This is a genomic window from Sphingopyxis sp. LC81 (assembly GCF_000756375.1).
Taxonomy (GTDB): domain Bacteria; phylum Pseudomonadota; class Alphaproteobacteria; order Sphingomonadales; family Sphingomonadaceae; genus Sphingopyxis.
Window position 1 is genome coordinate 482,570 of record NZ_JNFD01000021.1, and the last position, 11,959, is coordinate 494,528.

General features: G+C 66.9%; 10 protein-coding genes. 7 read left to right on the plus strand and 3 right to left on the minus strand.

Features of this window, described 5'->3' with window-relative positions; all coding sequences use genetic code 11:
* Positions 1-20 precede the first annotated feature (20 nt).
* Genes moaB through FG91_RS12735 form a run of 3 tightly spaced genes read right to left on the minus strand, consistent with a single transcriptional unit; the run spans position 21 to position 3,066 of the window.
* On the minus strand, positions 21-545 hold the full coding sequence (gene moaB / locus FG91_RS12725; protein ID WP_037515376.1) for a molybdenum cofactor biosynthesis protein B: 525 nt from the start codon (positions 543-545) through the stop codon (positions 21-23).
* Positions 535-2,289 carry a lytic transglycosylase domain-containing protein gene (locus FG91_RS12730; RefSeq protein WP_037515515.1) on the minus strand — a complete coding sequence of 585 codons (1,755 nt, stop codon included), beginning with the start codon at positions 2,287-2,289 and terminating at the stop codon, positions 535-537. Before FG91_RS12730 ends, moaB begins: the two co-directional genes overlap by 11 nt.
* A 12-nt stretch (positions 2,290-2,301) precedes the next feature.
* The gene (locus FG91_RS12735; protein WP_235212025.1) at positions 2,302-3,066 is read right to left on the minus strand and encodes a uracil-DNA glycosylase family protein; all 765 of its coding nucleotides are present in this window, start codon (positions 3,064-3,066) and stop codon (positions 2,302-2,304) included.
* A 144-nt stretch (positions 3,067-3,210) separates the two neighbouring features.
* Here FG91_RS12735 and FG91_RS12740 point away from each other — a divergent pair, with 144 nt between their 5' ends.
* The 7 genes from FG91_RS12740 to FG91_RS12770 all read left to right on the plus strand — a co-directional run bounded on the left by FG91_RS12740 (position 3,211) and on the right by FG91_RS12770 (position 11,799).
* Entirely contained in the window at positions 3,211-4,866 is a 1,656-nt protein-coding gene (locus tag FG91_RS12740) for an electron transfer flavoprotein-ubiquinone oxidoreductase (RefSeq protein WP_037515516.1), read from the plus strand.
* 91 nt (positions 4,867-4,957) lie between these two features.
* Positions 4,958-6,520, plus strand: a complete 1,563-nt coding sequence (locus tag FG91_RS12745; RefSeq protein WP_235212026.1) for a hypothetical protein — start codon at positions 4,958-4,960, stop codon at positions 6,518-6,520.
* The gene (locus tag FG91_RS12750; protein ID WP_037515378.1) at positions 6,517-7,365 is read left to right on the plus strand and encodes a 4-(cytidine 5'-diphospho)-2-C-methyl-D-erythritol kinase; all 849 of its coding nucleotides are present in this window, start codon (positions 6,517-6,519) and stop codon (positions 7,363-7,365) included. The genes FG91_RS12745 and FG91_RS12750 overlap by 4 nt, the downstream gene beginning before the upstream one ends.
* Positions 7,362-8,093: an N-formylglutamate amidohydrolase gene (locus tag FG91_RS12755; RefSeq protein ID WP_037515379.1), complete on the plus strand. Its 732-nt coding sequence runs from the start codon at positions 7,362-7,364 to the stop codon at positions 8,091-8,093. Before FG91_RS12750 ends, FG91_RS12755 begins: the two co-directional genes overlap by 4 nt.
* 59 nt (positions 8,094-8,152) lie before the next feature.
* On the plus strand, positions 8,153-10,012 hold the full coding sequence (ilvD, locus tag FG91_RS12760; protein ID WP_037515380.1) for a dihydroxy-acid dehydratase: 1,860 nt from the start codon (positions 8,153-8,155) through the stop codon (positions 10,010-10,012).
* Positions 10,009-10,398 (plus strand): hypothetical protein, encoded by a 390-nt coding sequence (locus tag FG91_RS12765; RefSeq protein WP_052187544.1) that lies wholly within the window; start codon positions 10,009-10,011, stop codon positions 10,396-10,398. The genes ilvD and FG91_RS12765 overlap by 4 nt, the downstream gene beginning before the upstream one ends.
* A 33-nt stretch (positions 10,399-10,431) precedes the next feature.
* Positions 10,432-11,799: an NAD(P)H-hydrate epimerase gene (locus FG91_RS12770; protein WP_037515382.1), complete on the plus strand. Its 1,368-nt coding sequence runs from the start codon at positions 10,432-10,434 to the stop codon at positions 11,797-11,799.
* Positions 11,800-11,959: the final 160 nt, after the last annotated feature.

An 11,959-nucleotide genomic window follows, 5' to 3' on the forward strand; every position in this document is an offset into this window, starting at 1 on the left:
ACAAATAAAGAACAAATCGACTATTCGGTCAGTCGCGGCATCAGTTCGACGAAGTTGCAGGGTTTATGGCGGCTGTCGAGCTGGGTCGACAATATGCCCTCCCATGCGTCGGTCACCGCGCCGGTCGAACCGGGGAGCGCGAAGATATAAGTGCCGCGCGCGACGACGGCGCAGGCGCGCGACTGGATCGTCGAGGTGCCGATCGTCTGATAGCTGAGCCAGCGGAACAGCTCGCCGAAGCCGGGAATGTCCTTGCCGTCGAGCCGGTGCAGCGCCTCCGGCGTCACGTCGCGTCCCGTGAGGCCGGTGCCGCCGGTGGTGATCACGACATCGACATCGGGGTCGTCGATCCAGTTATGGAGGCGCGAGACGATCAGGTCGGTCTCGTCCTTGACGATCGCGCGCGCGGCCAGAATATGGCCCGCGCCGGTCAGCAGCTCCTCAAGCTTGTCGCCCGACCGGTCATCGGCAGCGCTGCGGCTGTCCGAAATCGTCAGCAGCGCGATGCGGACGGGTTTGAAGGTCAGGCTTTCGTCAATCGGCATTGGCCAGACCGCCGGCATAGGTCAGGCGCGTGCGGTCCTTGCCGTCGGGGAAGCGCGGCCATTTGCCCTGCGCCAGCGCGGCGCGGCTGACCGACGGCTTGCCCTGCTGCGCCTCGTACATCCAGTAATTGCGCAGCACGATGCCGACATATCCGCGCGTCTCCCAATAGGGGATCGATTCCATGTAAAGCAGGGGATCGCCATTGTCGCGGATTTCCGACTGCCAGCGCGCGACGGGCGCGGGCCCCGCGTTATAGGCGGCGATGACCTTGGGCAGCAGCCCCCCGGTTGAGGCGTCGCGGCTCAGATACTGCAGATAGCTTTGCCCCATGTCCATGTTGACCGCAGGGCTGCGGAGGTCGCCGGTCCCGAGATCGCCGCGCCAGCGCGCGACGTCGCGCGCTGTGCCGGGGCGCACCTGCATCAGGCCAAGCGCGCCCGCCGGGCTGACAACGGCGCGCTGGAAGCGCGATTCCTGCAGCGTGTGCGCGAAAACCAGCGCCGGGTCGACCTTCCACCCGCCATTGGGCTCCCATTTGGGCTGCGGATAGCGCGTCTGCGCCGCGAGCTTGCGGCCCTGCGGCGTGTTGTGTGCAAGATAGAGCTGCGTTTCGGGCAAGCTGAGCGCCCCGGCCATCGCGAGCAATTGCTCGTGCTGTCGGACGTCGCCGATCAGCGCCTGATGGCGGAGCAGCGTGCCGGCATATTTATCCTCGCCGATCTCGGCGAACGCCATCGCGGCGCGGACATTGGGCAGTCCTTCGAGTGCGCGCCAGGCGCTGCGGTCGGCACGGACATTCTCGCGCTGGATCTTCGCCTCGACGCCCAGCGATTCGGCGGCGAGCAGGCCGTAGAAAGTTTCCTCGTTCGACGCGGCGGCGCGCAGGCGCTGTTGCACCGATGCGGGTTCGCCCGCGGCGATCGCGGCGCGCGCGGCCCAATAATAAGCGGCGGCGCGCAGTTCGCTGTCGGGCGCTTCCTTCGCGACGCGGTCGAAGGCGGTGAGCGCGGTGCGATAGTCGCGGGTGCGCCACGCGGCGAGGCCCTTGACCCAAGCGCCCTGTGTCGACCATGCGCCCTGACCGTCGCTGCATTCGCTCGCCAGACGCAGCGCGTTGGCGTCGTCATTCTCGATATAATAGGACCAGGCGACCTTCTGCCGCCATTCGTTGCGCGCCTCGGGGCTCAGCTGGTCGCCGACGGCGTTGAGCAACGCTTCGGCGCCCGCAGGATCGTCATTCTTGATCCGCTCCGGAATCGAGCGCGCGAGCGCGGCCGCCGCGGGGTCGCCGCTGATCGCGTCGGCACCAAGGCGGCGCGGGGCGCTGCCGGACCAGGCCAGCCGCGCCTGGAACGGCAGCGTCGGAAGGTCGGTTGCACCGCGCCGCGTCGCCAGCCGGCCAAGCTGTTCGGCCTGCGGGAGGTAAGGCGATCGCGACAGGATCGGCATGATGTCGGAAATTTCGGCACGCGGGCTGTTCGCGGCGGTGAGCAGTTCGGCGCGCAGGAAATCGGAGAGCGGGCCGTTATCCGAGCCATCGAGCAGCGATTTGGCTTCGGCCCAGCGCTGGCCGCGGATCGCGGTGAGCACCTGCGTGTAAAGCTGTTTCTGTTTCGACGACAAAATCTCGGGCACCGTCTGCGGGGCCGAGGCGAGGTCGCGGTTGCCGGCATCGGCGGCGAACGCCGGTGCGGAGCTCAGGGAGATCGCCAGAACGGCGCATGAAATCAGGGTTTTGGTCATATTCTGCATCCGTCAACGTCCCCGGTTGAACAGTTTCAGGCTATCCCACGCCGCCGCCTTCTGCGCGGGCCTGGCTAGCAGCATCGTCGGATGCGCTACAGCCACGGCCTCCATCTTGCCGCCATCTTGGTTAATATTGAGTAACTTTCCGCGCGCATCGGGCAGCGGCAGGCCGGCGGCCATGCGGACGACGTCGCCGCCGATCAGCAGCAAACGCCCCGGTTTTGCCAGTTTCAGATGATGCCAGAGCAGCCGGTCGAGTTCGGCCGCTTCTTCGCCGTCGTAGCGTCCGCCGGCGGGACGCGTTACGGCAAGGCTGGCGACATAGCAGTCGCCACGCGCCTTGCCGATCGCCTGCAACATCGCGTCGAGCAATTTGCCCGCTGGGCCCGCGAACAGCGTGCCGTCGCGCTGATCGTCGATTTCGGGCCATGCGGTGAGCAGCATCAGCGGCGCGCCGGCGTCACCGACCGGGAGCACGCGGCGCGCGTCCCATTGGCTCCCGGGCACATCGTCGCTTGTCGCGAGCCAGCTTTGAAATTCGGTCCAGTCGTCCGGAAACACGACCGGTCCCTTGGGTTCGGCCGTCTCGGGCACCTCCTGCCGCTGGAGCGCAGCGGGAAGCGGAGGTAGTTCGGGCTCGGCGTTGACCACGCGTTTCGGCTTGGCCGCCGCAACGTCATTTGCCGGCGGCATGGCAAGCCAGCCCGCCGGTTCCTCACCGACAAGCATGTCGACGCCCGCCAGCGACCACCAGTCGCTATAGCTTTCCGCCATCAAGGCTGATTTTTGCCCACCCATGAATTTGTTTCAAACAGGCAGTTGACGGACGCGTCAATTGGCGGGCATCGCATTTCGTGACAGAATGAGCGCGGGACACGATGAATGATCCCGCGCGGGGACGGCAGAAAGGTATTTGCGGTGAGCGAACGGGAATCGATGCCCTATGACGTGGTCATCGTTGGCGCAGGGCCGGCGGGGCTTTCGGCGGCGATCCGCCTCAAACAATTGACGAATGACGCGGGCAGCGAATTGTCGGTGTGCATCCTCGAAAAGGGGTCCGAGGTTGGCGCGCACATCCTCTCTGGGGCGGTGATCGATCCCAAATCGCTCGACGAGCTGCTTCCCGAATGGCGGACGCAGGGCTGTCCGCTTGCCGAAGTCCCGGTGAACGACAATCAGCATTGGGTGCTGACGAAGGCGAAAAAATTCGCGCTTCCCGAATTCATCTCGCCGGGCTTCATGCACAACAAGGGCACCTATACCGGCAGCCTTGGCAATCTTTGCCGCTGGCTCGCCGAGCAGGCTGAGGGACTGGGCGTCGAAATCTTCCCCGGCTTCCCCGCCGCGGAAATTCTCTACAATGAGGATGGATCGGTCAAAGGCGTCGCGACCGGCGACATGGGCGTCGCACGCGACGGCAGCCATAAGGGCGATTACGCCCCCGGCCTCGAGCTCCACGCGAAATACACTTTCTTCGCGGAAGGCGTGCGCGGTCACCTGACCAAGATGATCAAGCCGCAATTCGCGCTCGACGCCGATTGCGAGCCGCAGGTCTATGGCCTTGGCGTCAAGGAATTGTGGGACATCAAGCCCGAGAACCACGCCGAGGGCCGCGTGATCCACACGCAGGGCTGGCCGCTCGACGAAAACGCCAATGGCGGCGGTTTCCTCTATCATCAGGCGAACGGACAGGTCGCACTCGGTTTCGTGACCTGGCTCAACTATCGCAACCCGCACATCTCCCCGTTCCAGGAGATGCAGAAGTGGAAAACGCACCCCGAGATCGCCAAGATCCTGAAGGGCGGCAAGCGCGTCTCCTATGGCGCGCGCGCGATCAGCGACGGCGGGTTGCAGTCGGTGCCGAAGCTCGCTTTCCCGGGCGGCGCGCTGATCGGTGACACAGCCGGTTTCCTGAACGTTCCGCGCATCAAGGGCACGCATACCGCGATGAAATCGGGGATGATGGCGGCCGAAGCAGCGTTCGCGGCGGTGACCGCGGGGCGCAGCAGCGACACGCTCGACGCCTATCAGGCCGCCTTTGACGACAGCTGGGTCAAGAAGGAACTCAGCGTCGTGCGGAACGTGCTGCCGCTCGTCGAAAAATATGGCGATCTCGCGGGAACGCTGCTGTCTGGCATCACGATGTGGCTCGAAACGCTGAAGATCAAAGTGCCCTTCACGATGAAGCATCATCCGGACAATGAGAGCCTGTACCGGGCCGACATCATGCCGAAACCCGATTATCCGAAACCCGACGGCGTGCTGACCTTTGACCGCCTGTCGTCGGTGTTCGTTTCGAACACGAACCATGAGGAGGACCAGCCGGTCCACCTCCAGCTCAAGGATCCGTCGATCCCCGTCGCGTACAATTTGCCGCTCTATGACGAGCCCGCGCAGCGTTATTGCCCGGCGGGAGTTTACGAGATTGTCGGCGAAGCCGAAGGCGATCCCAAGTTCGTGATCAACGCGCAGAATTGCGTCCACTGCAAGACATGCGATATCAAGGACCCGACCCAGAATATCAACTGGGTCACCCCCGAAGGCGGCGGAGGCCCCAATTACCCGAACATGTAAGCCCGCGCGCTTCTTTCTGATCGTCGCCGCGATTGCGGCGGCGGTTCCGGCGCATGCCGTCGACGACAATGGCGCCGCGCTCAACGCGCTCGTGCGGGCGCGGCTCGCGGAAGAGGGTGGTGAGCCCGCCGCGGCCTTGTCGGCGCTGACCGCGGTTTCGAGCGTCGCGCCCGACCTGCCGGGCCTGCGCGGAAGGATGCTCGAGCAGGCGATCGAGGCGGGCGATCTGGAGGCAGCACGCGCCGCGGCGCTGCGCCTATGGACGGCGGATGACCGCCGCTTCGATGCACAGCTCGTGCTGATGGTCGACGCGATGCGCCGGTCGGACTGGAAGGCCGCGCGCGATTATGCCGCGGGCCGGATCGACAAGGCAGGGGCCGACACGATCGGGCGGTTGATCCTGCCCACGGTGAACGCCTGGGTCGATGTTGGTTCCCGCGAAAAGCTGCCCGAGCGGCATCTGCTTGCAGTGAACAGCCGCACGCGTCCCGAGCCGGCGCTAACGCTGCAGGTCGCGCTCGTCCAGATCGCGACCAAGCGGGTCGGCGAGGCGGCGACGCTGACCGACGGTATAACCCTGACCGACCGGACCAGCCAGCTCGTCGGACTGCGCGTGGCGGCAACGCTCGACAAGGCGGGGCAACAGGATACAGCGCAGCGGCTGCGCGGGCGGATCGCGCTCGCGTCGGGACAGCGCGAGGACCCGATGCTGTTGCTACCCGATCAGCCCGTCTCGACGCCGCAGGCGGGTGTAGCGCAATGGCTCGGCCTGCTCGCCGACGGATTGGCGCGGACGCCGGGCGGCAGCGCCAAATTGCCGCTGCTGTTCGCCCGCGCCGCCTATTGGCTCAACGATCAGGATCTGGCGGTGCGGGCGACGCTCGTCGAGGCGCTCGATCGCAATGGCCAGCGGGGCGATGCCATGGCGCTGCTCGAAACCGTGCGCGCGCCGCTCCCCCCGGTTCTCGCGATGCGGCGCGCCGAATTGATGGCCGACGCCGGCGACCTGCCCGGTGCGGCCAAGCTGGCCGAGGCCGCGGCGAAGGACAATGACGCGCGCAGCATGCTCGTCCGTCTTGCCGATATCGCGCGCCGATCGGGCGATCCGGCAGCGGCGGCACGCGCCTATGAGCGTCTCGAAGCTTCGCTGGGGAACGGTGCTGGCGACAATATGCTGCGTGGCACGTTGCTGATCGCGCGCGCCGAACTGTTGCTGCAGGCGGGGCAGTGGGATGCGGCGGCGCCGCTGATGGAAAAGGCGGTCGCACTGCGGCCCGATGATGCCTCGATCCTCAATTTCGCGGGTTATTCGGCGCTGGAACGGCGCAAGGATGTGAAGCAGTCGCTCGCGCGGATCGAGGCTGCGTGGGCGCAGGAGCCGCAGAATGCGAGTATCGCCGACTCGCTCGGCTGGGCCTATTTCCTGACGGGTCGTACCGACGACGCGGTGAAGCTGCTCGAAAAAGCGCAGCTTGGCGAACCCGGAAATGCCGTGATCGTCGAGCATTTGGGCGACGCTTATTGGAAGGCGGGGCAGAAGTTTCAGGCGCGCTACAATTGGCGCGCTGCCGCGCTGCTCGCCGAAGCCGAAATGGCGACGCGGCTGGAGGCAAAGCTGCGCGACGGGCTGACCCCCGCAACCACCGCGCCGTGACCGCGTTTCGCGAGACGGGCTGGGCCAAGATCAACCTCGCGCTCCACGTCCGTGGGCGCCGGGCCGATGGCTATCATGCGATCGAGACCTTGTTCGCGTTCGTCGACGACGGCGACGCGATCGCCGCCGAGTTCGCCGATGCCGATGCGCTGACGATCGACGGTGAATTCGCCGAGGGGCTGAGCGCGGGCGGCGACAATCTGGTGATGAAGGTACTGACGCTGCTGCGCGAACGCTATGGTGCGGAGCGGGTGCCGCCGCTGGCGGTGACGTTGACGAAGAAGCTGCCGGTGGCGGCGGGGATCGGGGGCGGGTCGGCCGACGCTGCGGCGATGGCGCGGCTGATCCGGACGCATTTCCTGCCCGAGCTGGGCGATACGGCGCTGGCGCGGCTCGTCGGCCCGCTCGGCGCCGACATCGCCGCCTGTGTGGAAAGCACGACCTGTCTGGGTGTTGGGGTGGGCGAGGAGCTGAGCGCCGTGCCCGAATTGCGGCTTGGCGGAACGCCGGTGCTGCTGGTCAATCCGCGCCAGCCGGTGGCGACGGGGCCGGTTTTTGCGGCGTGGGACGGGATCGATCGCGGGCCGCGGTTCACCGGTGCCGATCTCCGCGCGCAGTTGTTCAGCGCGCGCAACGATTTGCAGCGCCCGGCGATCGCGCAGTGTCCGGCGATTGCCGATATCTTGCTCGAGCTCGGCGGACTGCGCCCCTGGCTTGCGCGCATGTCGGGATCGGGCGCGACCTGTTTCGCTTTGTTCGACGCGGCGGCCGGGCGCGACGCGGCGGCGGCGCAGCTGGCGGAGCGGCATCCGGACTGGTGGTCGATGACGGGGACATTGCGATGAGTGAAGCGTGGCGGCAACTCGGCGAAGCGCGCGCGGGCGGCATCTTGCTGATCGCCGATCATGCCTCGGCCCATGTGCCGGACGACGTCGAGCTCGGCATCGATCGCGCGCTGCTGGCCAATCATATTGCGATCGACATCGGCGTCGCCGAGGTTGCAGCGCTCCTCGTCGAAAGCGGCGCGGTCGATGCGGCGATCCTCGGCGGCGTGTCGCGCCTCGTCGTCGACTGCAACCGTGAGGAGGATGCGCCGGGCGTGCTTCCGATCGCCAGCGACGGGCATGCGGTGCCGGGCAATGCGCTGGGCGATGCGGCGCGCGAAGCGCGGCTGGCGCGCTTTTTCCGCCCCTATCATGCGCATATCGCCGCGACGATCGCCGCGCAGCGCCCGGCGATGATCCTGTCGCTGCACAGCTTCACCCCGTCGCTTGCCGCACATCCCGATCAGGCGCGGCCGTGGCACGTCGGGGTGCTCTATAATGAGGACGACCGGCTTGCGGCGGCCGCAATCGCGGCCTTGGAAGCTGAAGACATGGTCGTCGGCGACCAGCAGCCCTATTCGGGCAAGCTGCTCAACGCGACGATGAACCGCCATGCCGAGGGCAATGGCATTCCCTATGTTGGGATCGAGATGCGGCAGGATCTGGTCGGCGATGCGGCGGGGCAGGCGCTGTTCGCCGGGCGGCTTTCTCGCATGTGCAGCAAAGTTGCATTGAATCTGGCCAAATAGGCGTGTAGAGGCGCGTCTCTTCGCTTATTTTTGAAATAAAATTATCAGGACTGTAGAAAATGCCTTCATATCGTTCGCGCACCACCACCCACGGCCGTAACATGGCGGGCGCGCGCGGCCTCTGGCGCGCAACGGGGATGAAGGACAGCGACTTCGGCAAGCCGATCATCGCGGTGGTAAACAGCTTTACCCAGTTCGTCCCCGGGCACGTTCATCTGAAGGACTTGGGGCAGCTGGTCGCGCGTGAGATCGAGGCGTCGGGCGGGGTTGCCAAGGAATTCAACACGATCGCAGTCGATGACGGCATCGCGATGGGGCATGACGGCATGCTCTATTCACTGCCGAGCCGCGACCTGATCGCCGACAGCGTCGAATATATGGTCAACGCGCATTGCGCCGACGCAATGGTATGCATTTCGAACTGCGACAAGATCACGCCGGGCATGCTGATGGCCGCGCTGCGGATCAACATCCCCGTGGTGTTCGTGTCGGGCGGGCCGATGGAAGCCGGAAAGGTGATCCTGAAGGGCAAGGAAGTCGCGCTCGACCTGGTCGACGCGATGGTCGCCGCCGCCGACGAGAAATATACCGACGAGGAAGTCACCGAGATCGAGCGCGCGGCGTGTCCGACGTGCGGGTCGTGCTCGGGCATGTTTACCGCGAATTCGATGAACTGCCTGACCGAAGCGCTGGGGCTGTCGCTTCCCGGCAACGGATCGACGCTGGCGACGCATGCCGACCGCAAGGAATTGTTCCTGCGCGCGGGACGGATCGTCGTCGAGATGTGCCGCCGTCACTATGAGCAAGACGACGACAGCGTCCTCCCGCGCAATATCGCGACATTCGAGGCATTCGAGAATGCGATGAGCCTCGACATCGCGATGGGCGGGTCGACCAACACCGTGCTCCACCTGCTCGCCGCCGCGTTCGAGGCGGGGGTCGATTTCACGATGGACGACATCGACCGGCTGTCGCGCCGCGTGCCGTGCCTGTCGAAGGTCGCTCCGGCGAAGTCGGACGTCCATATGGAGGATGTCCACCGCGCCGGTGGGATCATGGCGATCCTCGGCCAGCTCGAGCGTGCGGGCTTGCTCCATGCGCATCTGCCGACGGTGCACAGCGCGACGCTCGGCGATGCGCTCAACAAATGGGATATTTCGCGGACCAACGATCCCGAGGTGCAGAAATTCTTCATGGCCGCGCCGGGCGGGGTGCCGACGCAGGTCGCCTTCAGCCAGGACCGGCGCTGGGATGACCTCGACCTCGACCGTGAGGCGGGCGTGATCCGCTCGGCCGAGCACGCCTTCAGCCAGGACGGCGGCCTCGCGGTGCTGTCGGGCAATATCGCGCTCGACGGCTGCATCGTGAAGACCGCGGGCGTCGACGAGAGCATTTTGAAGTTCACGGGTCCAGCCAAGGTTTATGAAAGCCAGGACGCGGCGGTCGCGGGCATCCTCACCGGACAGGTGGAGGCGGGCGACGTTGTCGTCATCCGCTACGAAGGACCCAAGGGCGGGCCGGGGATGCAGGAAATGCTCTATCCGACGAGCTACCTCAAATCGAAGGGGCTCGGCGCCGCGTGCGCGCTGGTAACCGACGGGCGCTTCTCGGGCGGCACGTCGGGTCTGTCGATCGGCCACGCCTCGCCCGAAGCCGCCGAGGGCGGAACGATCGGGCTGGTCGAGAATGGCGACCTGATCGAGATCGATATTCCGAAGCGCACGATCAACCTGATGGTCGCCGACGGCGTGCTCGCCGACCGCCGCGCCGCGATGGAAGCGAAGGGCGATGCCGCCTGGCAGCCCGCGAAGCCACGTCCGCGCAAGGTTTCGGTAGCACTTCAGGCTTATGCCGCGATGACGACGAGTGCCGCACGCGGCGCGGTGCGCGACCTGTCGCAGTTGAAGGGCAAGGGATGAGAAGACTCGGGGGGGCATTGCTGGCGCTGGTTGCGCTCACGGGCTGCAATCGCACATCCGACAACAGCGACCTTGCCGAGGCCGAAGCGCGCGGATCGCGCGAAGCCGCCGAAAACGGCCGCATCGAATGTGCGCTCGAGGGCGCGAAGCTGTTCGACCGGACCTGCACCGTCGAGGAAATGAGCGGCGAGGGCGGGGCGGTGCTCGTCGTCGGGCGCAGCAATGTCGGTTACCGCCGCCTGCAGATTACGACCGATGGACGCGGCGTGGTGTCCGCCGACGGCGCAGAGCCCGCGAAAGTGAGCATCATCGGTGACAATGTCATCGAGGTCGCGATCGGCAACGACCGCTATCGCCTGCCCGCCAATACGGGCGGCGCGAAGTAGTCGCTTTCGCCCGATCGTGATAGGACAGGGTGCATGTCCGTTCCCGCCGATGCCCCGATCCTGACCGCCAAGGCGATGCGCGAGGCCGAGGCCGCGTGCGCGATCCAAGGGACATCGCTCTCCGAATTGATGGAGCTTGCGGGCACCGCGGTCGCCGATACCGCGTGGCGTATGGCGGCGGGCGCACCGATCCTGATCCTGTGCGGCCCCGGCAACAATGGCGGCGACGGTTATGTCGCGGCGCGTCTTCTCGCGGAGCGGGGGGCGCCGGTGCGCGTTGCCGCGCTGGCCGAGCCCACAACCGATCTGGCAAAGGCGGCGCGGGCAGGGTGGAGCGGGCCTGTCGAGCCGCTGAACGGCCGCCTTGCTCCTGCTCCCTTGATCGTCGACGCGCTGTTCGGCGTCGGGCTGTCGCGGCCGATCCCGGACGGGCTGGCCATAATCCTCCGGCATTTTTCCGACCGGCGCATATTGGCGGTCGACCTCCCGAGCGGGATCGAGAGTGACGGCGCCCAGGACTGGACGCCGCCGCTCGCCGCCGATGTGACGCTGGCGCTGGGAGCGCTCAAGCCCGCGCATGTCCTGCTGCCGACCGCGCCGGGTTGCGGGCGCGTCCTGCTCGCGCCCATCGGCATATCGGCGAGCAAGGCGATGCGCAGCTTGCCCCCTCCGCGGACGCCCCAGCCCGATGTCACGGCGCACAAATTCACGCGCGGCATGGTGCTGGTCTCCGCCGGGCCCATGCGCGGCGCCGCCGGCCTGGCCGCCGCGGCAGCGCTGCGCGCGGGCGTAGGCTATGTCGTGCTCGACGGCAGCGATAGGGCACCCTTGTCGGCGATCATTGCCGAAAGCGAAGCGAAACTCGGCGAGCGGCTCGGCGATCCGCGCGTCGGCGCGGTCGTGATCGGACCGGGATTTCCGGCAGGCGACGAATTGCTGTTCAATGTCGAGGCGGCACTCGATTCGGGCAAACCGCTGGTGTTCGACGCGGCCGCCATCGACGCCGCGCTGCCGCGCCTGTCCGAAACGCCGCGTAATGCGATCCTGACCCCGCATGAGGGCGAGTTCGCGCGCGCCTTTCCGCAGCTCTACGGTAGCAAGATCGACCGTGCCAAGGCGGCCGCCGCGCGGACACGCGCAGTCGTCATCTACAAGGGCGCCGACACCATCATCGCCGCGCCTGACGGCCGTGTTGCCGCCGCCTGGCCGGGTAGCCCCTGGCTCGCGACGGCGGGGACGGGCGACGTGCTCGCCGGGGCGTGCGGCGCGACGCTCGCGCGCGGTGGTGACGCGTTCGATGCCGCGGTCGCGGCGGTGGGCTGGCATATCGCGCAGGCCGCGCGTATAGGCCCCGGCCTTGTCGCCGACGATCTGGTCGCCGACGATCTGGTTAGGGAATGAAATGACTGAAGCTGCGCTGATCGAGCGCATTGCCGCACGCGGCGATGGCGTGACGGGCGACGGCCGCCATGTGGCGGGGGGCGTGCGCGGGCGCCCGTGTCGCCGCGACGGCACGCCACAGCCGGGCGCCGCCCGCGCCCGCCGCCCCCGCCCGCCGCTC

Bases quoted from the DNA above. Each gene is read 5' to 3' on its own strand.
- moaB (WP_037515376.1), bottom strand. From the start codon at position 545: ATGCCGATTGACGAAAGCCTGACCTTCAAACCCGTCCGCATCGCGCTG.
- FG91_RS12730 (WP_037515515.1), bottom strand. From the start codon at position 2,289: ATGACCAAAACCCTGATTTCATGCGCCGTTCTGGCGATCTCCCTGAGC.
- FG91_RS12735 (WP_235212025.1), bottom strand. From the start codon at position 3,066: ATGGCGGAAAGCTATAGCGACTGGTGGTCGCTGGCGGGCGTCGACATG.
- FG91_RS12755 (WP_037515379.1), top strand. From the start codon at position 7,362: ATGAGTGAAGCGTGGCGGCAACTCGGCGAAGCGCGCGCGGGCGGCATC.
- ilvD (WP_037515380.1), top strand. From the start codon at position 8,153: ATGCCTTCATATCGTTCGCGCACCACCACCCACGGCCGTAACATGGCG.
- FG91_RS12765 (WP_052187544.1), top strand. From the start codon at position 10,009: ATGAGAAGACTCGGGGGGGCATTGCTGGCGCTGGTTGCGCTCACGGGC.
- FG91_RS12770 (WP_037515382.1), top strand. From the start codon at position 10,432: ATGTCCGTTCCCGCCGATGCCCCGATCCTGACCGCCAAGGCGATGCGC.